Origin of the sequence: Mucilaginibacter auburnensis (assembly GCF_002797815.1) — a bacterium.
In the GTDB taxonomy this organism is placed as follows: domain Bacteria; phylum Bacteroidota; class Bacteroidia; order Sphingobacteriales; family Sphingobacteriaceae; genus Mucilaginibacter; species Mucilaginibacter auburnensis.
This window is the reverse complement of sequence record NZ_PGFJ01000002.1, coordinates 1,225,450-1,248,927: the sequence shown is the minus strand read 5'-3', so window position 1 is coordinate 1,248,927 and position 23,478 is coordinate 1,225,450. Positions and strand designations below refer to the sequence as shown.

27 protein-coding genes are annotated in these 23,478 nt (G+C 42.8%); 13 read left to right on the top strand and 14 right to left on the bottom strand.

Features of this window, described 5'->3' with window-relative positions; genetic code table 11:
• The first annotated feature begins 88 nt into the window (after window positions 1-88).
• The 4 genes from CLV57_RS16220 (at window position 89) to CLV57_RS16205 (ending at window position 3,856) form a co-directional block, all read left to right on the top strand.
• The gene (locus CLV57_RS16220; protein ID WP_100342425.1) at window positions 89-1,978 is read left to right on the top strand and encodes an SPFH domain-containing protein; all 1,890 of its coding nucleotides are present in this window, start codon (window positions 89-91) and stop codon (window positions 1,976-1,978) included.
• A gap of 243 nt (window positions 1,979-2,221) precedes the next feature.
• The gene (locus CLV57_RS16215; protein ID WP_100342424.1) at window positions 2,222-2,557 is read left to right on the top strand and encodes an ArsR/SmtB family transcription factor; all 336 of its coding nucleotides are present in this window, start codon (window positions 2,222-2,224) and stop codon (window positions 2,555-2,557) included.
• A complete protein-coding gene (locus CLV57_RS16210) occupies window positions 2,547-3,002 on the top strand; it encodes an SRPBCC domain-containing protein (RefSeq protein WP_100342423.1) in 456 nt (151 codons plus the stop codon). Before CLV57_RS16215 ends, CLV57_RS16210 begins: the two co-directional genes overlap by 11 nt.
• A 71-nt stretch (window positions 3,003-3,073) precedes the next feature.
• Complete coding sequence (locus CLV57_RS16205) at window positions 3,074-3,856, top strand: alpha/beta fold hydrolase (protein WP_100342422.1); 783 nt, start codon at window positions 3,074-3,076, stop codon at window positions 3,854-3,856.
• 43 nt (window positions 3,857-3,899) lie between these two features.
• On the opposite strand, the gene CLV57_RS16200 is transcribed toward CLV57_RS16205, so the two are convergent.
• From CLV57_RS16200 to CLV57_RS16180, 5 genes are all read right to left on the bottom strand, one after another.
• Window positions 3,900-4,238: a hypothetical protein gene (locus CLV57_RS16200; protein WP_100342421.1), complete on the bottom strand. Its 339-nt coding sequence runs from the start codon at window positions 4,236-4,238 to the stop codon at window positions 3,900-3,902.
• A gap of 85 nt (window positions 4,239-4,323) precedes the next feature.
• On the bottom strand, window positions 4,324-4,974 hold the full coding sequence (locus CLV57_RS16195; RefSeq protein ID WP_100342420.1) for a response regulator: 651 nt from the start codon (window positions 4,972-4,974) through the stop codon (window positions 4,324-4,326).
• The gene (locus CLV57_RS16190) at window positions 4,971-6,737 is read right to left on the bottom strand and encodes an ATP-binding protein (RefSeq protein ID WP_100342419.1); all 1,767 of its coding nucleotides are present in this window, start codon (window positions 6,735-6,737) and stop codon (window positions 4,971-4,973) included. The genes CLV57_RS16195 and CLV57_RS16190 overlap by 4 nt, the downstream gene beginning before the upstream one ends.
• 139 nt (window positions 6,738-6,876) lie before the next feature.
• Window positions 6,877-7,407 carry a hypothetical protein gene (locus CLV57_RS16185; RefSeq protein ID WP_100342418.1) on the bottom strand — a complete coding sequence of 177 codons (531 nt, stop codon included), beginning with the start codon at window positions 7,405-7,407 and terminating at the stop codon, window positions 6,877-6,879.
• A gap of 100 nt (window positions 7,408-7,507) precedes the next feature.
• A complete protein-coding gene (locus CLV57_RS16180) occupies window positions 7,508-9,097 on the bottom strand; it encodes an IPT/TIG domain-containing protein (RefSeq protein WP_169927094.1) in 1,590 nt (529 codons plus the stop codon).
• A gap of 272 nt (window positions 9,098-9,369) precedes the next feature.
• On the opposite strand from CLV57_RS16180, the gene CLV57_RS16175 reads away from it, so the two are divergent.
• Window positions 9,370-9,573 (top strand): hypothetical protein, encoded by a 204-nt coding sequence (locus tag CLV57_RS16175; RefSeq protein WP_157799190.1) that lies wholly within the window; start codon window positions 9,370-9,372, stop codon window positions 9,571-9,573.
• Window positions 9,574-9,630: 57 nt separating this feature from the next.
• Here CLV57_RS16175 and CLV57_RS16170 read toward each other — a convergent pair whose 3' ends face one another.
• The 7 genes from CLV57_RS16170 to CLV57_RS16145 all read right to left on the bottom strand — a co-directional run bounded on the left by CLV57_RS16170 (window position 9,631) and on the right by CLV57_RS16145 (window position 13,231).
• On the bottom strand, window positions 9,631-10,131 hold the full coding sequence (locus tag CLV57_RS16170; RefSeq protein WP_100342415.1) for a 2'-5' RNA ligase family protein: 501 nt from the start codon (window positions 10,129-10,131) through the stop codon (window positions 9,631-9,633).
• Window positions 10,107-10,250, bottom strand: a complete 144-nt coding sequence (locus CLV57_RS16165) for a DUF2256 domain-containing protein (RefSeq protein WP_100342414.1) — start codon at window positions 10,248-10,250, stop codon at window positions 10,107-10,109. Before CLV57_RS16165 ends, CLV57_RS16170 begins: the two co-directional genes overlap by 25 nt.
• Window positions 10,237-10,722 (bottom strand): DUF4385 domain-containing protein, encoded by a 486-nt coding sequence (locus CLV57_RS16160; protein WP_100342413.1) that lies wholly within the window; start codon window positions 10,720-10,722, stop codon window positions 10,237-10,239. Before CLV57_RS16160 ends, CLV57_RS16165 begins: the two co-directional genes overlap by 14 nt.
• A gap of 44 nt (window positions 10,723-10,766) precedes the next feature.
• Window positions 10,767-11,846 carry an NADPH dehydrogenase NamA gene (namA, locus tag CLV57_RS16155; RefSeq protein ID WP_100342412.1) on the bottom strand — a complete coding sequence of 360 codons (1,080 nt, stop codon included), beginning with the start codon at window positions 11,844-11,846 and terminating at the stop codon, window positions 10,767-10,769.
• Between the two features lie 354 nt (window positions 11,847-12,200).
• Window positions 12,201-12,464 (bottom strand): hypothetical protein, encoded by a 264-nt coding sequence (locus CLV57_RS18575; protein ID WP_211290108.1) that lies wholly within the window; start codon window positions 12,462-12,464, stop codon window positions 12,201-12,203.
• Between the two features lie 38 nt (window positions 12,465-12,502).
• Window positions 12,503-12,721: a hypothetical protein gene (locus CLV57_RS18570; protein WP_211290083.1), complete on the bottom strand. Its 219-nt coding sequence runs from the start codon at window positions 12,719-12,721 to the stop codon at window positions 12,503-12,505.
• A gap of 144 nt (window positions 12,722-12,865) precedes the next feature.
• Window positions 12,866-13,231, bottom strand: a complete 366-nt coding sequence (locus CLV57_RS16145; protein ID WP_100342411.1) for a hypothetical protein — start codon at window positions 13,229-13,231, stop codon at window positions 12,866-12,868.
• Window positions 13,232-13,373: 142 nt separating this feature from the next.
• Between CLV57_RS16145 and CLV57_RS16140 the strand changes: the two genes are divergently transcribed.
• Together CLV57_RS16140 and CLV57_RS16135 are read left to right on the top strand one after the other, a co-directional pair.
• Window positions 13,374-13,715 carry a single-stranded DNA-binding protein gene (locus CLV57_RS16140; protein WP_245857099.1) on the top strand — a complete coding sequence of 114 codons (342 nt, stop codon included), beginning with the start codon at window positions 13,374-13,376 and terminating at the stop codon, window positions 13,713-13,715.
• A gap of 197 nt (window positions 13,716-13,912) precedes the next feature.
• Window positions 13,913-14,188 carry a hypothetical protein gene (locus tag CLV57_RS16135; protein WP_100342410.1) on the top strand — a complete coding sequence of 92 codons (276 nt, stop codon included), beginning with the start codon at window positions 13,913-13,915 and terminating at the stop codon, window positions 14,186-14,188.
• 288 nt (window positions 14,189-14,476) lie between these two features.
• Here the strand turns inward: CLV57_RS16135 and CLV57_RS16130 are convergent, their stop codons facing one another.
• Together CLV57_RS16130 and CLV57_RS16125 are read right to left on the bottom strand one after the other, a co-directional pair.
• Window positions 14,477-15,181: an SDR family NAD(P)-dependent oxidoreductase gene (locus CLV57_RS16130; RefSeq protein WP_100342409.1), complete on the bottom strand. Its 705-nt coding sequence runs from the start codon at window positions 15,179-15,181 to the stop codon at window positions 14,477-14,479.
• A 13-nt stretch (window positions 15,182-15,194) separates the two neighbouring features.
• Entirely contained in the window at window positions 15,195-16,154 is a 960-nt protein-coding gene (locus tag CLV57_RS16125) for a lysylphosphatidylglycerol synthase transmembrane domain-containing protein (RefSeq protein ID WP_100342408.1), read from the bottom strand.
• Between the two features lie 193 nt (window positions 16,155-16,347).
• Between CLV57_RS16125 and CLV57_RS16120 the strand changes: the two genes are divergently transcribed.
• From CLV57_RS16120 to CLV57_RS16095, 6 genes are all read left to right on the top strand, one after another.
• Window positions 16,348-17,214, top strand: coding sequence for a carbon-nitrogen hydrolase (locus CLV57_RS16120; RefSeq protein WP_100342407.1), 867 nt, complete (start codon window positions 16,348-16,350; stop codon window positions 17,212-17,214).
• Window positions 17,215-17,268: 54 nt separating this feature from the next.
• The gene (locus CLV57_RS16115; protein ID WP_100342406.1) at window positions 17,269-18,354 is read left to right on the top strand and encodes an agmatine deiminase family protein; all 1,086 of its coding nucleotides are present in this window, start codon (window positions 17,269-17,271) and stop codon (window positions 18,352-18,354) included.
• Window positions 18,355-18,472: 118 nt separating this feature from the next.
• Window positions 18,473-19,315: a LiaF transmembrane domain-containing protein gene (locus tag CLV57_RS16110; RefSeq protein WP_100342405.1), complete on the top strand. Its 843-nt coding sequence runs from the start codon at window positions 18,473-18,475 to the stop codon at window positions 19,313-19,315.
• A 44-nt stretch (window positions 19,316-19,359) separates the two neighbouring features.
• Window positions 19,360-20,400, top strand: coding sequence for a sensor histidine kinase (locus CLV57_RS16105; protein WP_245857098.1), 1,041 nt, complete (start codon window positions 19,360-19,362; stop codon window positions 20,398-20,400).
• Entirely contained in the window at window positions 20,397-21,143 is a 747-nt protein-coding gene (locus CLV57_RS16100; RefSeq protein ID WP_100342404.1) for a LytR/AlgR family response regulator transcription factor, read from the top strand. The genes CLV57_RS16105 and CLV57_RS16100 overlap by 4 nt, the downstream gene beginning before the upstream one ends.
• Before the next feature lie 176 nt (window positions 21,144-21,319).
• Window positions 21,320-23,467 (top strand): tetratricopeptide repeat-containing sensor histidine kinase, encoded by a 2,148-nt coding sequence (locus CLV57_RS16095; protein ID WP_100342403.1) that lies wholly within the window; start codon window positions 21,320-21,322, stop codon window positions 23,465-23,467.
• The last annotated feature ends 11 nt before the right edge of the window (window positions 23,468-23,478 follow it).

Here is a 23,478-nt window from a genome sequence, read left to right as displayed (position 1 = left end):
AAACACTTATAACTAAGGTCTCAATAAAAGCTATAAGTTATTGTGAGGGCCCGCACCTTAAGGGTTCCGGTAAAAAATCAAAAAAATAATGAATCATTTAATTGTCCAGTTATGGTGGGTAGTACCCGTCATAGTACTGTTGGTGATGTACAAATTTGTACTTCGTGTTTTCTTTGGTATGATCATCGTTCCTGATGATCGCATTGGCCTTGTAGTTAAAAAGTTCACCCTCGCCGGGAGCAAGACGCTGCCAGACGGGCGCATTCTGGCCACTAATGGCGAAGCAGGTATGCAGGCAAAACCCCTTGCACCGGGTTTGTATTGGCGCATGTGGCCGTGGCAGTATGTTATCACTATGGCACCCTTTACCATTATTGAGCAAAACAAACTCGGCTTGGTAAAGGCTAAAGATGGCGCTCCGCTTGATGTTGGCCGCGTGCTGGGCAAGCCTGTTGATTGCGACAAGTTTCAGGATGCTATTGCCTTTTTGAATAATAACGGGCAAAAAGGTCCACAGGCTGCCTTTTTAACGCCGGGTAGCTACCGCATCAATACCTTTTTGTTTGATGTGCAAACAGTACCGGTTACCCAGATACACGACAATAAAGTAGGTATAGTAACCACTTTAGATGGCGAACCATTAGGCAAAGGCGAAATTGCCGGTATGCCGGTTACAGGGCATAAAAATTACCAGGATCCCATTGCCTTTATCAATGCCGGTGGTATGAAGGGTTTACAGGAAGATGTTATACTCGCAGGTACTTACTACCTCAACCCTTGGTTCGCTACTGTAGAGCAGGTAGATATGGTATACATTCCTATTGGTTATGTTGGTGTAGTAAACTCCTTTGTTGGGCCGGAAGGAACTGATACCAGCGGCGATAGCTTTAAACATGGCAACATTGTTAAAAAACTCGAAAAAGGCGTTTGGGATGAACCGCTTGATCCGGGTAAGCACCCTATTAATATTTATACCCATGCTGTTGAAGTGGTACCCACTACCAACATTGTGTTGAACTGGGCCAACAGTCGTACCGAAGCACACGAACTGGATAAGAATTTATGTACCATAAAAGTGCGCTCACATGATGGTTTTACCTTTAATCTTGACGTATCGCAGATCATACATATACCTCGCAATGAAGCACCGAAGGTAATAGCAAGGTTTGGTAACACGCTTAACCTGGTATCGCAGGTGCTGGAGCCTACCATAGCTAACTACTTCCGTAACTCGGCACAGCGTAGTGATGTAATAGAGTTTTTGGCCAACCGTATACAAAGGCAGGATGAGGCCAAGGTTCACATCAGTAAGGTACTGGCTACTTATAACGTAGTGGGGGTTGACACCTTGATAGGCGATATAGTGCCGCCGGAAGCGCTGATGAAAACCCTTACCGACCGTAAACTGGCCGAACAGGAAAAGATCACCTATGAGATACAACGTAACGCCCAGCTGGAACGTCAGGAATTTGAGAGCGCTAAAGCCGGTGCCGATATGCAGCCCGAAGTAGTGAAATCAACCCGGCAGGTAGAGATCAATACGCAACTGGCCGCGTCAAAGGTTGCCGCTTCACGTGGTGAGGCCGAAGCTAAGACCATTAACGCCAAGGCAGATGCCGAGGTGAAAACCATCAACGCCAAAGCCGATGCCGAGGTGAAAACGGTTAATGCCACCGCCGATGCCAACTCTACAAGTTTGAATGGTGCTGCCGAGGCCGGTAAAATTAAAGCCGTTGGTTTGGCCGAAGCCGAAGTAACCAAACAAAAAACAGAAGCCATGGGCTCTGAACAGTATGCTATTGTGCGTGTTGCAGAAACCTTGGCAGCCAACCATATCAAATTAGTGCCTGAAATTTTGGTAAGTGGAACTAACGGACAAGGCAACGGATTGATTGACGCTTTGATTGGCAGCGAGATGCTGAAGAAGATCCAACAGGAAACCGCTTCGCTACCAACCGAAAACAAAGATATTAAATAAGGCTCTAACCTAAGCCATCACATGGGCGCCCTTTACGGGCGCTTTTTTTGTTTAGTGTGCTTATAATGCGTACCGTCTCATTTGAATAGATGAGACGATGTGAAACGATATTTTTCGCAAATACTTATTATACAATGCTTTACTGGTTTTTAGTGAAACGAAAATGAAACGGGTGAACCGATTTTAAAAATAATTTGCGCAAGCAAATACTTGCTTATATATTTGCAAGTATATACTTGCATAATGATCCAAAGGAGAGACGTATTTCAGGCTATTGCCGATCCTACACGCCGGCAAATTATCAGCATGGTAGCAGAGCAGCCGTTAAACGTTAATGCTATTGCCGATAGCTTTGACGTAAGCAGGCAGGCAATATCATTACATATTAAAATTTTGGTGGAATGCGAACTGCTTAAAATTAAAAAGCAGGGTAGGGAGCGCTATTGTGAGGTGCAGTTAGACCAATTACGTGAGGTAGATAAGTGGCTGGCGCAATACCGCAAACTCTTTGAAAAGAAATTAGATAATCTTGAAAACTACTTAGAAAAACTTAAACAAGAAAGACAGCATGGAAAATAATGATACGCGCGAGTTATTGATAACCCGCACCCTCAACGCGCCTATTGAACTGGTTTGGGAAGTTTGGAGCAACCCTGAGCATATTGCCAAATGGTGGGGCCCAACCGGCTTTACCAACACCATAACTAAAATGGATATGGTTGCAGGTGGTGAGTGGGTATTAACCATGCACGGGCCAGACGGTACTAACTATCCCGGTAAGCATTTTTTTAAAGAGGTAATTGAGTTTAAGCGGATCTGCTACGAGCACTTTCATCCGCATTTTGTAGCTACTATTGACTTTGAAGCTGATGGCGACCAAACACATCTTACCTGGCACATGGTGTTTGATACGACCGAGATATTACAAGCGGTAATTAAAGCGCATAATGCTGCCGAAGGATTGAAACAAAACATTGAAAAGTTAAGCGCTTATTTAGCCAACAAAATGAACAACCATGCATAAACCGGGCGGGTTGCTTGCACTATTATTAATAACTAAAGTATACAGGAATCGGCGCAAAAAACTTTAACAAGATGACTACTTTAAAAACTTCCGGCCATGCCCCCGTAAATGGCATCAGTATGTATTATGAGATACATGGCGAAGGTAAAATGCCTTTGGTTTTAATACACGGCGGCGGTTCAACTATTGAAACTTCTTTTGGTGTGCTGCTGCCGCTCTTAGCTGCCAACCATAAGGTAATTGCGGTTGAATTACAGGCGCACGGCCGTACTACCGACCGTAACTCACCTGAAACTTTTGAGCAGGATGCCGACGATGTAGCAGGTTTGCTGCAATATCTGAAAGTTGAAAAGGTAGACATTTTAGGCTTTAGCAACGGCGGAACAACTACGTTACAGGTTGCCATACGGCATCCGCAAGTAGTAAACAAAATTGTGGTGATGGCTGGTGCTTACAAGCGTGATGGCTTTATGAATGGCTTTTTTGATTTTATGCAGACAGCTACTTTTGAAAGTATGCCCCAACCCTTAAAAGATGCTTATTTGAAAGTTACATCCAATAAGGATGGTTTGCTAAATATGTTCAATAAAGATAAACAGCGCATGATAGACTTTAAAGACATACCTGACGAAGCCATTAGCAGCATAAAGGCGCTGGCTTTGTTCATGGTTAGCGATAAGGATGTTATCACTGCAGAGCACACGCTTGCTATGTCCCGGTTAGTAGCCAATTCGCAATTAATTGTTTTACCGGGTACACACGGGCAGTTTTTTGGAGAAATGGGATCACCAGATGGTGATAACGCAATGCCGAGGGCTACAGCTATATTGATAGGCGAGTTTTTGAAGCGATAATATTGCGTTATACAAGTATCAATACTTGTATAACGCACTTGTATTATGAATTTAAACGCGATACGCCTCTAAAAAACTGTATCCCTCCAAATAGAATAGCGCCCCAGAAAATAAAGCCTGTATCTGCCAGGGTCAATATCAGGCCGCCAACACACCACAATGCGCCATACAGCATGTCTTTCTTGGCAAGCGACTTTTTAGCGTCAGCAATTTGTTGCTCAAACTGTTCAACTATCAATACAGATTCTTGTTCGGGTAAACCTCTTTCCATCAGCGCTTGCGTTACTTCGTAACTGTTTTTGCCGCCAACAAACAAATTGGCTGCGTATTGCTGCATCTCATTTAATGAAAGTTGGGCTGTTGCTGTTTGAATTTCAGACATGACGTGATAAAGTTTTGGTTTTACTGTTAAAATATAGCTAAATATAGTACTAAAAAGTAATGGTAGGTGCTTAAAAAAGATAATTTTATTCTAACCCATTCTTTATAGCAAACTTTACCAACCCAACCGTGCTTTTGCATTGTGTTTTTTCAAGAATATTCTGCCGGTGATTATCAACCGTTTTTTTGCTGATGAATAATTTTTCGGCTATTTCCTCGCTGGTTAATTCTTTTACTATTAAGGCCAATACTTCTTTCTCGCGGGCCGATAACTGGCTTAACTGCTCATCCTGAATTTTTTGCTTGTGGTACTGGTTGTAAATAAGCGGCACAATATCCTGCGAGAAATAAGTGCCTCCGGCGGTTATCCTGTACATGGCTTGCAACAATTCTGCCCGGCCCGCATTTTTTAAAATGTAGCCATCGGCTTCGGCCATTACGGCTTCTTTAACCGCAGGGGCATTGTTGTACATGCTTAAAATAAGTACCTGTATGTGCGGGTACTTGTCTTTTATCATGCGGCACAATTGGGTGCCGGTTAGTAAAGGCATGCTAATATCGGTAAGTAAAAAATTAAACTTTTCCGGTTCGGCAGCAACCAACTCATAAGCCATTTGTCCGTTGTTAGCCTCAGCAACAATTTGGTATGCAGGCTCATTGCCAAGCAAGCTTTTTAAGCCATCAATTACCATTTGGTGGTCATCCGCTATTAAAATATTTATGGGGTCGCCTGTCATGCCGGGATGCTAATTTCTATTTGAGTACCTTTTAATTTTTCTGAATGTACCTGCAGGTTGCCATTAAGCAGGTTTACGCGGGCGGCAATGTTTTTCCACCCAATGCCTGTTGAGTTTTTGATCTGCCCGGTATCAAAGCCCCGGCCATCATCTTTTACAGATATAAGCATTGCATTGCCGGTAAGATCAACATTTAGCTCAATAACTTTGGCACCTGCATGCTTTACTATGTTGCTCAGCGCCTCCTGCACTATGCGGTAAACCGATAGCTCGTTTGATTTTTCAAACCTATGTGCCCGGGCATCTTCGTTAATGTTTACCTGTACCTGGGTCTTACCGGTGGCGCTTATTTTATCAGCCATATCTTCAAGCGCCGCAAATAAACCAAAGTTAAGTTCTTCGGGTATAAGGTTGTGCGATATGTGCCTAACCTCGGTAATGGTTTGGTCAACCAGTTTAACCGTGTTGTTTAAATTTTCGTTTGGTGTGCTCAGGTTTGATAAGTTCATTTTCACTACCGAAAGTAACTGACCAATGCTATCGTGCAGATCGCGCGCTATCCTGATGCGTTCTTTTTGCTCACCGTCAAATAAGGCACGGTTCTCTATTTCCTGTTGTTTATGTATTTCTGCCTGTAAGCGTTTTTGCTGTTTATAGCTATTGTTACGCACAATGAGGTAAGCCACCAAAGCCATTAAAATCAATAGTATTATTGCGCCATAAAGCCAGTAGTTGCGTTTGCTAATTTCAAATTGCTGCTGTTGTATTAGTTTCTGTTTACGCTCAGTCTCGTATTTTACATTCAACTCTGATAACCTGTTGGCGCTTTCAATATTGATGAAATTACGGTTGGCATCCGAAAAATCTCTGTGATATTGATAGGCGTTCTTATAGTCGCCGGCTTTTGCAGCAGCCTCAGCCATGCTATCGTAGGTTGATTCAATAATTTCTATGGCATCAATTTCACGGGCCAGTTGTAAAGCTTTCTCGCAATAAGCGATCGCGTTTTTATAATTGCCCATTTCGCCATATAAATTGCCAATGTTGTTATAGGTTGCGCTCATCATCCATTTATCGCCGGTTTTTGATGACAGCGCGAGTGCCTTTTGATTGTAGTTAAGCGATTCGGTATAGTTTTTTTGAAACTTATAAACTATAGCCAGGTTGCTCAGCGACATTGATATTTTAGGAGTGATGTTTTTAGCGGTGTAAACGGCTAACGCGCTTTTATAAGCGCTAATGGCTTTGTCGTAATTGTTTATTTGTTCGTAAACCGTGCCTTTATTGTTTTGGCAGTCGGCAACTAAAACCTCATCATTAACTTCTTTAGCCAGTAGCTCAGCTTTCTCATAGTAGGTAAGCGCCTCTGTAAATTTTTTCCAGCTAATGTAAACCGCGCCAATATTCTTATAAATGTGAGCAATTTGCTGTTTGTTGTGTAAGCGCTCAGCTTCGTTTAGCGCATCCTGATAAAGCTTAAGCGCCTTAACGTTTTCGCCCTTGTCGGCCATTAACCTGCCCAGTTGCATTTGAGCTAACACATAATGCTCATTATCGCTCCTTCTTAATGCCTGGGTGGTGATGCTTTTAAATAATGTTTCTGCGGTATCAGCATGTCCTTTTTTTAACTGGGCCATTCCCAACTCATATTTTAGCTTTAGGTTTTCCGGCTGCTGTTGCAAAAGTACCTTTAGGCTATCAATTTGCGCGTAACTACAGCAGGAGCAGATCAGCAGAAACAGGGTTGTGAAAAAGCGTATCATTAATTTAGGTATCCGGATATTAGGCGCGGCAAGCAAACATAAATAACAATCTACTTAAAACATACAACGGTTACATCTAAAACAAAATAAACCATTTACCCTGTTTAGTTAGGTAAATGGTTTATAGAGTCGAAGTAGATTACTTAATGGTGCCTTTAAAGCTGCCTTGTTCAACAAAAGCCTCTTTTTTAGCATTGTTGTAAGCCACAGCGTAAAAGGTGCCCTCAACATTATTGCCATCAACCTTGGTAAAGTTGACCTCGCCACCACCGCTCATGGTGGTACCGTTATTATCGGTTGAATAATTTAAAGCGCCATCGCCCGCCTTGGTGTAATCTTTACTGATGATGATACCGCCGTTTGCCAGCTGTGAACCAAACTGTATCTTACCAACAGCGGCTTTTTTAAGCAGAACGAGCGTGATAGATTCGTTACCGCCATCGCGTATGGCAGTAACGTTAAAGGTGGTTACCCCGTTTATGCTAACCTGCGTTATGCCCGCCTTGGTTGACGAAAATTTACCCAGACTTGCAGAGCCATCAAAGCCGTAGTTACTCGCGGTAACTGTAGCTGCTCCGCCCGTGGCAATTTCATTATTGTTATTGTCTTTTTTACAGGCAGTCGTTAAAAGTAATGCAACAGCCAATGTGTTTAAAATAAGCTTTTTCATGAGTTTAGTTTTATTGTGATCGATCTATTTAACCCCTCCGCCAGCCCCTCCCGCAGATATGAGAGAGGTGGCTATAAGAGATGTTGGAGGGATATTTTTACTATTGACTGATCCTGATGATATCTTTTTGATTGGCTTTGATATACAGGTTGCCGCGAGCATCTGATACAAATATTACTGCACCCAGGTAATCTGTAAGGTCAAGACTTGGGAACTTGATAGCAAAGGTTCCTAACAGTGTTGATGCAGAGCTTCCGGCTTTGGCCTTGCGTATCATCCATGTTTTGGTAATTTGGCCGCTTATATAGGAGTGATCCATTAGCGCGTATAAATTGTCACTGTCGTCAGCTGTTATTTTAAGCTTAGAGATGTTATTGTTGGTGCTGAACTGGTTGGCATCATCAGCATTAAATAAATCTTTCAACGTAAAACCGGCATCGGCCACGGTGCCATCAGCGAGGTTCCATTTAATAAATGTTGCTTTGTTAGCTATTGATGTATTGTTAGGATCTTGAACCAAATAAGCGGTTGAACTGTTGTAATACGCCCCACCTGCAAACTGCTGCAAGCCAAACAATGCATTTGCCTTGGTGCTGATTATTTCACCCGATTGGGTAATCTTAAAATCAGGACGGATACATATTTCATTAGCAGCATTTACAAAAAAGAAGTACCTGCTTGAGCTATTAGCTGATATATCAAAATTCTTTTTAATTTCAGTTACAGTACTGCCATCTGCAGATATTTTGTAGACATCGTAATTGCTTGGGGTACTATCAATATATTGTAATGTGTAAACATTGCCTTGTGCGTCGGTTGCAATTTTTACCACTTTGGTAATACGTGCATCGGCAGTAAAAACAACAGCCGGATTGTTACCGGTAGGGTCTTGCTTGTATAGTTTATTGTTGGTTTGGTTAAGTAGGCTGTAGTCGCTGTAGTAGATATAGTTTTTTACTTTATCATAATACATTTCGGCAATCTCATTGGTGCTGGTAGCAATTTTGCTGAAGTTCAGCTTGCCCGAAATACTGTTGATGTAGGCAACATTATTAGTGCCCGAACCGGTGGTAGTAGTAACTGTAAAAGTAGTGCTGAAGCCGGCAGCAGGTACGGCATTGGTACCCTTAACATCTATCAAAATTCCCCCGGTGATAGCGCTTGCGGGTACCTCAACCGTAATTTGTGTGGCGGTAACTGTTTTAATAGTGCCTAATACAACTGTGCCGCCTGTGTTGGTGGCAAAAAATACTTTATTGTCACTGGCCAGTGTGCTGAAGTTGGTACCTGTTAGTGTGATCACGTCGCCGGTTTTGCCGCTGGTGGGCGACATTGCTGTAAAGGTTGGCGTAGTAACAGGTTTAGGCGTAACGGTTATTGCCATGCCTTGCGGATCTTTAATGGCGGCTTTAACATCTTTAATAGCCACCGCCAGATCTCCCGACGTTAGATCAGCCGGTACAGTAAATTTAATTTCGGTAGCCGTTACGCTCGAAATAGTTACAGTTTTGCTGCCGATGGTAACTTTAACATCAGTAGCGGTGGTGCCAAAACCGGTTCCGGTTACGGTAACTACATCACCGGGCTGCGGGTTTTTAGGCTGAATGTTGGTAACCTGCGGCGTTTCTGTAGCGACAGGTGTGTTGTCCACTTTCTCTTTTTTGCAGGCGAACAACACGGATGCTGCCATTAACAGGAGAAGGATAGGTTTGAAGACTTTTAATAAAGGTGTTGTCATTGGTGATTGGTTTTTTCTCCAAAATTCAGGCTTAAACGCGTGGCAATCAATGAGGAGTGTTGAGGGTTTTGATGGGTATAAATACCTATTAATTAAATTTTTTCAGTGAAAATGGTGCATCGCTGCAAAAACTGTAATTCTGATGTACGCGAGGGCTAAATACAAACCATTATGGTTTACGTATGTTATTCATAACCAAATAATTCTACATTATGAATAATAACATGAGAAACAGTGAGGAGCAAAACCAGCGTTTGAACTCACAAGAACAGAACAGCAAGAAACAGCATATTAACCACGGCAACCACCAGGAACAACAGGAAGGCGCCACAAGGAGGAACAGCAGTCAGCAAGAGCAGGATGGCAGTCGTTACAATAGCCACGGCTACCTTGATGACAAAGAGCGCTACGACGACGCCGAATTGTAAAATTATAGTTTAAAACAATGAAAGCCACCGTTTGGGTGGCTTTCGCTGTTTATGGAGTTATTTAAAAGCGTAATAAGCATCATGCCGCCACGGGCCGCCTAAATAGGCCCATAAGTTTAAACCGAGGGCTTCTGCTTTAAAGGGCTGAAACTGCTCTTGCAAGTTATTTAATAACTCTTTAGCCTGCTCGGGTAACACTTTGTTTTGTACAGTAATATGCGGACGAAAACCTTGCCTGTCTTGCGGTATCAATACCTCTATAAAATGATCCGCCAAAGTTTTGCGAAGACCAAGCAATGCAGCACTTTCAATCTTATACGCCACACCTCCGCCTAAGCTCATTAGCCCGGTAACCTGCAATTTAAATGGCGCTTGGGTTATACTTTCAAAGTATTCCCTTGTTTCATCTGTGTTTGGCAGCTGGTGGAATAAAGTGAGGTGCGCATTCAAAAAATTACGCTCCGGCGGAAAGTAGCGTTGGCGCTGTTCATTAAAAAACGCTTCGCTTTGGGCATCTAGTTGCAGGGTAAGTATTAAAGGTTCTTGCTGCGTTTGCATTTTTCTGAACAGTATTTTACTTCATCCCAAACCTTCTCCCATTTTTTGCGCCAGCTAAATGGCCTACCGCAAACCGCACAGATCTTTTGCGGCAGATCCTGCTTTTTAACCCCTTTCATGCTTCCAATGCTTTTTCATTGCGGCGTATTGTTGGTTGGCTTCGGCAGTTTTGTATTTCTCGTAAAATATGGCTGCTGCTTTCGCCTTTTCGGGGTCGCCGGTGCCGCGTTCTAACTGTGCGTAATTGTGTTCGGCATCATACTTTTTGCCGCCTTTGTAGTTGGCGTACCTGCGGGCACGTGTATAGCCCATCTGCAAAAATTTGCGGGCCATATCAGCGCCAACAAAATCGTTAGCTGCCAGATAGTCTTCAAACATCTTGAGTATTACCGTGCTGCTCTTCTCAGCGATTTCAACTGTTTTAAAACGCCAGTGCTGACCTATCTCACTTTTGTAAGGTTCGCAGATCAGCACACCTTGTTCGCCTTTGCCAACACGGTAAAGATCAGGATGCTTGCGGTAGTCAACATCCGGTTGCCAGGCGTAAGTGGCATGGTTAAAGTTAAGATAGGATGGTAATCGCGTAGTCATTACCATCCTAACCCATAATACGCCTTAATGTTTAAAGCGCGCTGTTAGCTACCGTGCACAACACGCGGCTTAGCACGCTCGTATTGGCTTGGCCATTTCACATCATCGCCAAGGGCGTGTGCGGCATGTAATGGGAAATAAGGATCGCGCAGAAACTCGCGGGCCATAAATATCATATCGGCTTTACCTTCCTGCAAAATTTCTTCGGCTTGCTGAGGCGTGGTTATCAAGCCAACAGCGCCTGTAAGGATGCCTGTTTTGCGTACCGCATCGGCATACTCCACCTGGTAACCGGGGGTAAGTGGAATGCGCGCCAAAATGTTGCCGCCTGTAGAAGTATCTATCAGGTCAACGCCTTTATTTTTTAGTATTTCTGCCAGTTTAATTGAGTCGTTAACGTCCCATCCACCCTCGGTCCAGTCGGTTGCAGAAAGTCGCACAAACAGCGGATTTTCTGCAGGCCAGACTTCCTGCACAACATCAATAACCTCCAGCAATAAACGGATGCGGTTTTCAAAGCTACCACCATACTCATCGGTACGTTGGTTGCTGATAGGCGAATAAAATTGATGCAGCAGGTAACCGTGCGCGCCATGTAGCTCTATCACTTTAAAACCAGCTTCCAAAGCGCGTTTGGCTGCTGCTTTAAAATCTGACTTTACTTTTTCAATGCCGGCTTTATCCAGCTCAATGGGCGGTTCTTGTCCCTCGCTGAAAGGTATTGCGCTTGGTCCGTAAGTTTGCCAGCCGTGCGGATCGTCCGGAAGCAGTTGCGCGTTGCCTTTCCATGGCACTTCGTGACTTGCCTTTCTGCCCGCGTGCGCCAGTTGTATACCCGCTACAGAGCCATGCTCATGTATAAAATCGGTTATCTCTTTTAGTAATGGGATGTGCTCATCCATATAGATGCCCAGATCGGCGTAGCTGATGCGGCCCTCGGGGGATACGGCAGTGGCTTCGGTAATGATCAATCCTGCGCCGCCAACTGCCCTGCTGCCTAAATGCACCAGATGCCAGTTATTGGCAAAACCATCTTCTGCGCTGTACTCGCACATGGGCGATACCACCAAACGGTTTTTAAACTCAACGTTTTTAATTTTTATAGGTGAGAAAAGGTGTGACATGTTGTGTTTTTTAAGTAAAGATGAGGAATTAACCTTTAAGCATGTTCACGCGAGTGTAAAAGGAGAGGGGGTAGGGATTTTAAATTGGAGTTAATTTTTGTGTTTTTAAGCGGGACGCTTAAAACTTTGTGCGTTCGAGCGGGACGCTTGAACGGGCGGGGGTGGATTATATTAGAATAATAACCAAGGAATATTATGAGAAAAAAAAAGAAGCAGAAAAAAGACTGAAGAATGGAGAAGAATATATAAACTAATCTATACAATGTTGTGCCTTTGTTAGTGTTCGGCGCACCCCGCCCGTCCAAGCGTGCCGCTTGGATGCGAAATACTTTAAGCGTCCCGCTTAAATAAAAATCAATAAATTATTTTTAGCGGGCTTTCCGGATTAGCGCTACTGTACCAATACTCGTGCGCTGAGCCAACAAAACCTGCCCTCACCGGATTATCGTGAATATAATTTATTTTTTGATCTATAACAGCAGGCGAAAACAGCGAAACCGGATAATTGCCATTTTGCCAAAATTGGTGTCCTTCATTTAGCGGGTTATATTTTCCCGCGTGTTCAAACGCTTTGAGCATCCATTGCCGCCGGCTTTCCTGTGCGTTATTGGCAATCATATCAAAAATCTTTTTGGATGTGTAGCTTTTAAATCTGCCTAAAACATTGCCGAGACTACCCGCAGAACGTCGGCAACTAAATGCAGGTGGTTAGTCATTATTACATAGGCGTAGATGTTCAGACCCAGATGCTTCTGACAATACTCTAAATTTTCGATTATGAAATCGCAGTAGTATCGTCGGGTAAAAACGTCAATCCAGTCAACCACGGTTAAGGTCACAAAATAAAGGTCGGGTGCCGATGCGTTGCGCGACATGTTCAGGTTGTATTTTTGCTGAATTTAGTCATATTTAATTTACTTTAAGCGGAACGCTTAAAGTATTTCGCGTCCAAGCGGCACGCTTGGACCGGCGACGGCGCACCGCCCCAATTAAGCGACCCGCTTAAATAAAAAAACACCCTACTCCACCCTCTCCTCCCGCTTAACCAACAACACCTCATCGCCTTCCAAAGGCAAATACCCATATTCATAGCAAAAGTGGTATGTTTTACCGTTGGCGGTATCATACTTATTGGTGAGGTATTTAAAGTTAAAACCCTTAGCAGCCATTTTGGTCATTGTGGTTTTGGTTTTGCCGCCGGGGTTCAGCTCTTCCATAATACGTCGGTTGCGTTTTAGCACATTGTTAATGTTGCGTATCATGTTATAGCTGTTGCTGTTGAGCTGATTATTATAGTTATTGCGGCAAAGGTCATTGCAAAACTTTTTATCGGCACGGCCGTGAATGGGTGCGCCGCAATCCAGGCATGTTTTTTCGGTGGTCATACAACTAAGTTAGTCAATATAATAATTGTTTGCAAACGTTTGCAAACGGTTATTGTCGGTTGTAAACGTTTATTAACCGACTAATATTTTTAGCACGCTGCATCTTTGCTTCATCAAATAAAACGAGTTAGAAATTACAGATATGATGAACGTATTAAAAAACAGCGTACGCCTGGTAGGAAACCTGGGTACAGATCCGGAAGTTAGAAACTTCGATAACGACAAAAAGCTTACCCGACTATCATTAGCCACCAACGAGAACTATAAAAACGACAAAGGCGAGCGCGTAACCGAAACGCAATGGCATAACCTTATACTATGGGGCGCTCAGGCTAAACTGGCCGAAAGCCTGCTAAAAAAAGGCGACGAGATAGCCATTGAAGGTAAGCTGAGCAACCGCAGCTATATAGATAAAGATGGCAACAAACGCTACGCCACCGAAGTGGTAGTGAACGAATTTTTAAAATTGGGAGCGAGGCAGTAGGCGGTTACCAGTTTACAGTGGGCAGTTCTAAATTAGCAGTAAGTACTTCACTATAGTTGACAGGCCTAATTAATTGTCTTGCACACTGCAAACTGCCCACCGGCAACTGCAAACTAAAGCCTTTCGCCTTTTACCTTACTAACACCTAACCCTACATCACCAACCTAACCTTATCACATTAATTAATTATATTTGTTATGTACTTAGAAGCAAAAGAAACCGCCCGGTTGTATCAATTGTTGTCAGAAAAATTGGGAAACGATACTACCGAAGCCATGTTTAAATACATTGATAACAAAACAGAAAGAGCCGTGGAAGCAAGCATTAAAACTTTGACTACAAAAGACGACCTCGCTAAGGTGAAGTATGATCTGAGCAAAGAAATTGGCAATTCTGTAAAGTGGATGTTTGTTTTTTGGATAGGGCAGTTCAGCGCAACAGTAGCTGTTATTATGCTTATTCTTAAGAAATAATGAACAATATAGAAAATGCTGCTACCAAAGATGATGTTCGCAGTGTGTAGTAAAACTGTTGTTAAATGATATCTGCTTATATAAGCGCGATGTTATAAGATGGATGTTCATTTTATGGCTCGGCCAAATAGGAACAACTTTAGCTATGGTAATCCTGCTTTCAGGAAGCTGGCGAGATAGAAATAATGCTTAAGCACCAAAGCCCGAACGCAAGTCCGGGCTTTGGTGCTATATTAAATTTAAGGGTTACGTTAACGCCAACTGCAAACTCAGAACTGCCTACTACAATTACGGTGTAGTTAGCGCCACCGGCAGTATCTTGCCATTAAAAAACTTATGGCCGGTTAAAGCAAAGTCAGCAATGTATTTACCCATTTCAAAGGCCATTACGGGTGATTGATAGCCAGGGAATGCCTTTTCCAGCATTTCAGTCTGTGCCGAACCTAAGGCAAGGCAGTTAACGGCTATGCCTTTTTCGGCAAACTCCTGCGCCAAACATTCGGTTAAGGTATGCAATGCGGCTTTACTGGCAGAGTATGCGGCAAGGCCCGGAAACTTAGCGCTTCCCTGAAAACCACCCATGCTTCCTATGTTTACTATGTGTGAGCCCGATGGCATAAACCGATGCAGGCTTTGAATAATGCGCACATGCCCCAGGTAATTGCTTTGCAGCATTTCTACCACGTCTGATTCTGACAGGTCTACAAAAGGTTTGTTAATTAATGCACCAGCATTGTTAATGAGCACATCAACCTTACCATCAAAATGAGTGCTGATGAATTGTTGCAGATCGGCATAATCATCATGCACAATATCAAAAACAATAGGGTAAATAACCGCTTCAGGGTTAAGACCTAAGGATATTTCGGCCAGTTTTTCCAATTTTTGCTGTGTACGGGCCAGCGCAATAACTTTGTGCTTGCCGGTGGCCTGCAACTCAATAACCGCTTCAAAACCTACGCCACTGCTGGCGCCTGTTACAATAATATTCATTTAAGCAGATTTTTTATTCGTTAGGATCTACAGGTTCTTCGGTAATTACTTCTTGTTTAGGTAAACCTTGCTCCAAGCGACTCGGGCGGAAAACATAGTAGACACCTAACAACGCCACGATGATCGATATCAGGTAAAATCCAAAACTCAAATATACCGCCATATCTTCCGGAAGGGAAAAATTTCTGGCCAGCGTAAGCAATAATGCATCGCGTATGCCGCCGCCTCCCAAGCTGAAAGGTATTACAGCCGCTAAGGATGAAAACAGAAAAGATAGCAGGTAAGGCGCAAACTTCCCGTCAAAATCCTGAGCCATTAAGAGGCAAACAATACAAAGCAATTGCATGCTTTGCACACCAATAGCTTTAGCATGTGCCTGGAAAAACTTGTGCGTATAATCCCGGAAAAACTTACGTGCCACAAAATAATATATAACCGAACCGATTGATACGATAGTTAGAGGATAGGCTAAATGAAAAGGAAAATTCGGGATCAATATAATTAGCCCCACCACTATAGCGCCAATGGCCCAGAAGCCGCTCAACCTGTCAAACAATATGGCCCAGAAAACTTTTTTGGTAGGTAAATTATAGCGCTTATGCAGCAGGTATATCTTATAGCCATCGCCACCTATGCCGCCCGGCAGCAGTACGTTATAACACAGGCCCAAAAAGTATAAGCGCAGGTTAAAGCGCCAGTCTAATTTTAAGCCGATGGATTTAAAAAAACTTAATAACCGCCACGAAGAAAACAGCATTGACGTTACATAGCTCAAAATGGCAGCAGCCATCCAAAGTTTGTCGCCGTTTACCAGTCTGGATTTTATTTTGGCAAAAGGCACCTTACTGAATACGTAATACAGTAAACCGCCGGTTACCACAATTATCAAAATAACTTTAACAACGCTCCAGAGCTTACCTTTCCAGGTTTTGTGCTCGGTGCCTTCGTCAACTACTTCTTCAATTTCTGTCATTGGGCGCAAAGGTAGTGATTTAGTGAATAGTTGATTGGTGAATAGATATTAGTGATTGGTTAATAAATGTTAAATAACGTATTAAACTTCCATTTATGATAAACTCCTGACCAAATACGAGGGCTTAACTCATCACAAATCAACTAATCTCTGATCACTAATTACTACCTTTGCAAAAAATTTGGAACCACAAATGAGTAAAGTAAAAGTTGGTATTGTGCAAATGAGTTGTACTGCTAATAAGCAGGAAAATTTGCAGAAAGCTATTGTGAAAGTGCGTGAGGCTGCCCAAAAAGGCGCGCAGATTGTTTGCTTACAGGAGCTGTTTACTTCGCTTTATTTTTGCGATGTAGAAGATCATGATAACTTTTTGTTAGCTGAGGCAATCCCTGGTCCGTCAACTGATGAATTGTCAAAAGTTGCTGCAGAGTTGGGTGTTGTAATCATTGCATCTTTGTTTGAAAAACGCGCGCAGGGTTTGTATCATAACACCACTGCGATTTTAGATGCTGATGGCGCTTACCTTGGCAAATACCGCAAAATGCACATTCCGGATGATCCGGGTTTTTACGAGAAGTTTTACTTTACGCCCGGCGATCTGGGTTACAAGGTTTTCAAAACCAAATTTGCAACCATCGGTGTATTGATCTGCTGGGATCAATGGTATCCTGAAGCAGCCCGTATCACTGCTTTAATGGGTGCCGAAATATTATTTTACCCAACTGCTATAGGTTGGGCCACCACGCAGGATGAAGCCACCAATGTTGAACAATACAATGCATGGCAAACTATACAACGCAGTCACGCTGTTGCCAATGGCGTGCATGTGGTGAGCGTAAACAGGGTAGGAGAAGAAGCCGGTGTTGAGTTCTGGGGCGGCTCATTTTTTGCCAATCCGTTTGGTACCATTATCCACCAAACATCACACAACCAGGAAGAAGTTATTGTACAGGAGTTAGACCTGAACAAAACTGATTACTACCGTACCCACTGGCCGTTTTTACGCGACAGAAGAATTGATTCATATCAGCCAATAACAAAACGCCTTTTAGACGAGTAGTCCGAAAGTCGGAAAAGACGGAAAGTCCGAAAGTGCCTTAATAACGTTAAAAAAATGCTAATCTCTAATAATAATCTTACCGACTTCCGGACTTCCGGACTTCCGGACTTTCCCGCCCAAGCAGGCTATCATTTCCCTGCAGAATGGACCAAACACGAGGCTACCTGGCTAAGCTGGCCGCATAAGGAAGAATCATGGCCGGGTAAGATTGTTACCATATACCCTAAGTACTGTGAGTTTATAAAAGCGCTTACGGAAGGCGAGGTGGTGCGCATCAATGTTAAGGATGAGTACATGGCCGCTTTTGCCAAACAGCAATTGCAATTGGTAGATGCCGACCTCAGCAAAATAGAATTTTTTGAGTTTGAAAGTAACGATGCGTGGTGTCGTGATCATGGTCCGGCTTTTTTGATCAATCCGGTTACCAAACAGAAAGCTATTGTAGATTGGGGTTACAATGCGTGGGGTGGCAAATATCCGCCGTTTGATCTGGATGATGTTATTCCTACCAAAATAGCTAACCATTACGGTTTGCCGGTTTATCATCCGGGTATTGTTATGGAAGGTGGTTCTGTTGATTTTAATGGTAAAAGCACAATTTTAACCACTACCGCCTGTTTGTTAAATCCTAACAGAAATCCGCATTTAAACCAGGGCCAGATAGAAGAATACCTGCGCAACTACTATGGCGCGGAGCAGATACTTTGGCTGGGTGATGGTATAGTTGGCGATGACACCGATGGTCACATTGATGATATTACCCGTTTTGTAAACGAGGATACCGTTGTTACGGTAGTTGAAGAGAACAAGAACGACGATAACTATCACCTGCTGCAAGAGAACCTTCAAACCCTTAAAACCATGCGTTTGCTCAATGGTAAGCAGTTGAACATAATTGAGCTACCAATGCCTGATGCGGTGGTTTATGATGACATGCGTTTGCCTGCATCATACGCAAATTTTTACATTGGCAACGCGGCTGTTGTAGTACCAACTTACCGTTGTGCTAATGACGATAAAGCGCTGGATATACTAACCAAATGCTTCCCTGACCGGAAGGTGATCGGCATTGATTCAACCGATATTATTTGGGGTTTGGGTAGCTTCCATTGCTTGAGTCAGCAGGAGCCTGCGTTGTAGGAATTTTTTCACCGACATATTCACCCTTTTTACCGAGTTCTTGCCGCTTAATGGCCTTTTTTAGTTTTGGCTGCCTATATTAGAGCGTTACTTTTGAGTAACAATAATAATTTAAGTCATGGATACCAACACTAACATACATAGCCAAAACGGTCCCGGTAAAGGGAAAGTGGTAGGCGGCGTAATACTGCTGGCTTTAGGCGCAATTCTACTTTTAAAACAACTTGACCTTTTCTTTTTTCCTCATTGGATATTTAGCGGCCCCATGTGGATCATAGGCGCGGGTTTATATTTTGGCGCAAACAGCAACTTTAAAAAACCCATTTGGTTATTAGTTATCTCATTTGGTTGCATTACGCTGCTTGGCGAAATTTTTCCGGGTTTTGACTCCAGCGATATTGTTTGGCCGGCTATACTAATAATTGTTGGCGTTTGGATGATACTGCGTCGTAATAAGAAAGCTGCCACTTGGGATAAGCATGCCTGGAAAAGTAAATGGGAAAACAGTAAATACGATTTTAATGTTGATCAGCCTTCAGCGGCAAAAGAACCGATAGCAGACTTTAATGCCGACGCCGAACCGGGTTTCGTAAATCCTCAGGGCCAGCCTTTTTATGCCGGCGATGAACATTTAGATGCTGTAGCCATATTCGGCAGCGTTAAAAAAACCATTTATTCAAAGAATTTTCAAGGTGGCGAGATTGTAAACGTTTTTGGCGGTGCCGAAATTGATTTTACACAAGCAGATATAAGCGGACGCGTATATATTGATGTGACACAAGTATTTGGTGGCGTAAAAATGATAGTGCCCGCACATTGGACAGTAGTATCAGACGTAGCCGCTGTGTTTGCCGGGTTTGATGATAAACGTGTACGCAATACCATCCCTCAGGACGCTAATAAAATTTTAGTAGTTAAAGGAACATCTATATTTGCAGGCGTAGATATCCGCAGCTATTAATTACCCCATATCTCAATCATATTAAATAATATAATAGTATTGTTTTGGCGGCACCATCAAATATATCTACCTTTTCAAAACTGAGCAGTGCCTTTGCCATTTGCGGCTTAGCCTGGGCAGGTTTACAAAGCTACATCATCCATAGTTTTGGCTTTCCCTGGTTTATAGCCCTGGCAGATGGTTTGGTAAGTACCACGTTATTAGCAGCGGCCTGTTGGTTAATTAACAACAACCTGAGGTACTACCAGCCCGGTAAAGGCAGCTATATTAATATACTGATATGGTGTATAGCTTTAGCAGTTGCATGTACAGCCGGAAGCCGCTACATACTGCCGTTTTTAGATAGCACCGAGGCTTATGCCACACTGATGAGCCAATCAGTAGTGATCAGGTTTTTTACTGATTTTTTAGCTATAGGCTGGATGGCCATGATCAGTATGATATGGTATACCCAACAAGATCAGAAAGAGAATGAAAGGCGTAAAACCGAGGCCGAGAGATTAGCCCGCGAAGCTGAACTTTACAATTTGAGACAGCAGTTGCAACCGCACTTTTTGTTCAATAGTTTAAACTCAATTAACGCGCTCATTGGCTTTAAGCCGGAACAGGCCCGTAAAATGATACATCAGTTATCAGACTTTTTGAGGGGAACTTTACGCAAAGACGATCAGCAGCAGGTTACACTGAATGAAGAGTTGCAGCACCTTAACCTCTACCTTGAAATTGAAAAGGTGAGGTTTGGGCACAGGTTAAAAACCGAGATAAGCTGCGATGTAAATTGCAACGATTGCATAATGCCGGCCATGCTGTTGCAGCCATTGGTTGAAAACGCCATAAAGTTTGGTTTGTACGATACCACTGATGAAGTAGTGGTAAGCATACGTGCTGAGCTTGACGGCAATTATCTGGAACTTATTGTACAAAATCCTTTCGATCCTAAAACATCCAGACCGCGGCAGGGCACAGGTTTTGGCTTAAGTGGGGTACAGCGGCGTTTATATTTATTATTTGCACGTAATGATTTGATGGAAACACACGCAAATGATAATATATTTACAACCATTATAAAAATACCGCAGTTATGACCCGAGCTTTACTTATAGACGATGAACCATTGGCCCGCATGGTGGTGCAGGAATATTTGCTGGACTTTCCGCAAATTGAGGTTTTGCAGGAGTGTGGCGACGGTTTTGAAGGGTTAAAGGCTATACAGCAACACAAGCCAGATCTGGTTTTTCTTGACGTACAGATGCCAAAAATAAACGGCTTTGAAATGTTAGAGCTGGTTGACGATGCCCCGGCTGTAATATTTACTACTGCTTTTGATGAATATGCCATAAAAGCGTTTGAAGCGCACGCGGTTGACTACCTGCTAAAACCTTTCAGCAAGGAACGATTTACCAAAGCGGTTGAAAAATACCTGTCGCAGGCCGCAATTGCACCGGCGGCCCCCAAACCAACCGAAAACCTGCTCGAAACCGCATCTCACTCTCCGCAGCAACATGAGCGTATTGTAGTTAAAACAGGTACCAAGGTAAAGATCATTCCGGTGGCCGATGTTTTATACCTGCAGGCCGATGATGATTATGTAAGCGTTTTTACGCATGAAGGCTCGTTCCTGAAAAATAAAACCATGAGCTTTTTTGAGCAAACGCTTGACCCTCGTCACTTTGTAAGGGTACATCGCTCTTATATATTAAGTGTTCAGGAAATAACCCGAATAGACCCTTATGAGAAGGACAGCCACCTGGCCATACTAAAATCTGGCGCTAAAATACCGGTAAGCAAAACCGGCTATGCCAAATTAAAACAGGTATTGGGCATTTAGTCTTAAAAAACATACTTAAATTTATTAGTGTACCTGTTATAGAAACCGCTTTAAAAGCGGTTTTTTTCTTAACAACTTAATGTGTAAAGTGACGTATAACGTTTATATTAGTTTGACAATAATTATTGACTGATAGCAGGTTGAAACCCCTTTATACCCTATTTGCTTTTTTAAGCATGCTATGTTCTGTTGCTTCAGCCAATTCGCTGAACCCTGCAACAGATAGTTTAAAAAAACTGGTATCGCCTGCCGTAAAGAATTCCCTAAAAATAGCTGATACCATAACCATACGTCGTATTACTGACTTGGCGCATGAGTACTTTGAATCAAATCCCGACAGTACAAAGTATTACGGAGAGTTGGGCGTAAAATTAGCCACAAAAATAAAAGACCCTAAAGGTATTGCCGATGGCAGCGTACAGGTAGCCTCTGTTGAGGCTTTTGTTGGCAATTACATCAACGCAAAAAAGTTATACCAGCACGCGTTAAAGATCTACAACAAAATTGGGTTTGCCCATGGTGTGTTTAACTGTTACACCGGCATGGGGAGTGTTGAAGATTATTTGGGGAATTACGATGAGGCCATAGGTTTTTACAACAAAGCTTTAAAAATTGCGCTTCAATCTCGCAATCAAACCGACGCAGCCGAATGCTACAATTACATAGGAATAACTTATGATAACAGGGGCGACTACTCCAAAGCGCTTGATAATTATTTTAAGGCGCTCATCATCAATATCAAAATTAAAGATGAGTTAGGCGCGGCCGACCAGTATTGCAACATTGGCATCATTATGCACGAATTGGAACTCTACTCAAAAGCCTTAAACTACTACAAAAAGTCTCTTGATATATGGACCCGAATGGAAGATACACAAGGTGTTGGCGTAATACATGAGAATATTGGCGAAGTGTTGCTTGATCAGGGTAAATACAAGGAAGCCTTACCACACCTCAACTACGCCAGATTGAATTTTAATGAAATGAATGACCCCGACGGTATAAGTTTAATAGCTTATGATTTTGGATTGTACAAGTTACGCACCGGCGATATAGATTCGGCTATTACTTACTTCAACAGGTCGTTACAATCGGCCGCGCGTAGTAAAATTGAGTATAATAAAGCAAAGGCCTATTGGGGTTTAGCGCAGGCTTTCAATAAAAAAAAGGATTTTAGAGCAGCATACAATTACGCGCTTCAGGCCGAAAATACGGCACGTTCCATTGGTAGTTTAAACATAAAGTCAAGTGCTATGCAGCAAACAAGCATAGCTTTGGCCGGCCTTAAACGTTTTGAAGAGGCTTATAACAAAATGTTAGCTTATTCTGAGTTACGTGGTAGGTTAAAACATAGCGAAAGTGTTCAGAAAATAGCCTTTTATAACCTGGAAATTGAGTTTGCAAAACAACAAAAAGAGATTGCTGCCCGCGAGTATAAAAAAGAAGTGGCTTACAACAAGAAGCTTGCCCGGCAGCGGCAAATAAATGTGGTTGGCGCCGCAACTACCATAGTTGTGGCTGTAATGGCCGGCATTTATTATCGGGGCCGCCGTAAACAGAAGGCTATTAATGTTGTGCTTCAGCAAAAAAATGACGAGATTTTATTGCAACAGGCAGATATCAATCGTCAGTCAGAAAAATTGAATGAATTGAACCTGCTAAAAGACAGATTAATAGGCGTGCTTGCGCATGATCTGAGAGCGCCTATAAGCACATTGAGAGGGTTATTTAATTTGTTGATAGATAAAAGCATTAGTAACGAAGAGTTTATTACCATGACGCCCACAGTTTTTGGCAAACTGGAACAAACATCCGACTTTTTGGATACCCTTTTATCATGGATAAATAGCCAGGTTGATAGCAGGCAGGGTGCTGTGAAGGTTTTTAAATTAGCCGAACTTGTTGAAAAAGAACTGTTGCACCTAAGCGATAAAATACAACAGAAGGATGTAAAGGTGGTAGTTAAAGTTGAGGCTGAAGTGCAAGCTTTTGCAGAGCCCAATTCTATACGGATAGTGATCCATAACTTCTTGACCAATGCTATTAAGTTCTCCAATCGTGGTGGAACAATAGAAATTTCTGCAGGTACAAAAGGTGCCAGAACTTATTTCTGCATAAAAGATAATGGCGTAGGCATTAGCGAGCAACATCTGGTCAGTTTATTTAAAAGTCGTGTTAATAGCTTGCCGGGGACAGAGAATGAGACCGGCACAGGCATGGGTTTGCTATTCTGTAAGGACCTTATAGAAAAGTATAATGGTAATATATGGGCAGAAAGCAAACTCGATCAGGGTACCAGTTTGTGCTTTGAGCTACCGGGTTAAGCTCAATGACA